The sequence below is a fragment of the Telluria sp. Soil_C_11 genome, from assembly GCF_057657395.1.
The window spans coordinates 1-1,194 of sequence record NZ_JBDGIN010000050.1; the positions used below are offsets into that span (position 1 = coordinate 1).

Annotated in this window: 1 protein-coding gene; it reads left to right on the plus strand. The window is 56.9% G+C overall.

Annotation, left to right across the window (positions count from 1 at the left end):
* Nucleotides 1-67: 67 nt before the first annotated feature.
* Nucleotides 68-1,155, plus strand: a protein-coding gene (locus tag AC3A6M_RS24805; RefSeq protein ID WP_487855353.1) for an IS3 family transposase whose coding sequence is annotated in 2 segments (ribosomal slippage) — nt 68-320 and nt 320-1,155 — 1,089 coding nt in all. Because the reading frame shifts where the segments join, the coding sequence is not laid out codon by codon here.
* Nucleotides 1,156-1,194: the final 39 nt, after the last annotated feature.

Here is a 1,194-nt window from a genome sequence, read left to right on the forward strand (position 1 = left end):
TGGTAATCCCCCCACAAAAAGAGCGCGTTTAGAAGTAGAATTTTCTACTTAAGAAAGAAAGCTCTACATGAAGACGTCCCGCTTTACCGACAGCCAGATCATCGCCATCCTCAAGCAAGCCGAAGCCGGCAGCCCTGTACCGGAGCTGTGCCGCGAGCACGGCATCAGCAACGCCACGTTCTATAAATGGCGCGCCAAGTACGGCGGCATGGACGCGTCGCTAATGGCCCGTATGAAGGAGCTGGAAGACGAGAATCGGCGCCTGAAGAAGATGTATGCCGAAGAGCGTCTCAAGGCGGAAATCGTCGCGGAGGCACTGACAAAAAAGTGGTAGCGCCATCTCAGCGGCGAGAGATGGCGCAGTGGGCCGTGGCACAGCGGTCAGCCACGATTAATCTGGCGTGTCGGGCGTTTGGTATCAGCCAGACCTGCTACCGGTACAAGGCCAAGCTGGATGAGGAAAACAACCTCATCGCTGATTGGTTAGTACGGCTGACGAATAACCAGCGCAACTGGGGCTTTGGGCTGTGCTTCCTGTACCTGCGCAACGTCAAAGACTTCAAGTGGAACCACAAGCGTGTCTACCGGATTTACCGTGAGCTAGAGCTGAATCTGAGGATCAAGCCACGTCACCGCCTGGTGCGCGAGAAACCGCTGCCACTGGCCGTGCCGACCGCGATCAACCAGAGCTGGTCGATGGACTTCATGCATGACCAGCTTGCCGACGGACGCAGCATTCGCCTGTTCAACGTCATCGACGACTTCAACCGCGAAGGCTTGGGAATCGAGGTCGACTTCTCGCTGCCGTCCGAACGCGTCATCAGATCGTTGGACCGGATTATCGAATGGCGCGGCAAACCGGACGCGATCCGCTGTGACAATGGCCCGGAATACATCAGCGCCGTGACGTTGGCGTGGGCTGCCAGGCGCGGAATCCGAATCGATTTCATCCAGCCAGGCCAGCCTCAGCAAAACGCATACGTCGAGCGTTACAACAGGACCGTGCGCTACGATTGGCTGGCCCACCACCTTTTTGAAACGCTCGACCAGATCCAGGAATTTGCCACCCGCTGGCTGTGGACCTACAATCACGACCGGCCCAACATGGCACTTGGCGGCATCACACCAAAACAGAAACTTGCCCTTGCCGCTTAACCTCTACTTTTAGCGCGCTCTAAAAATGGGGGGATTACC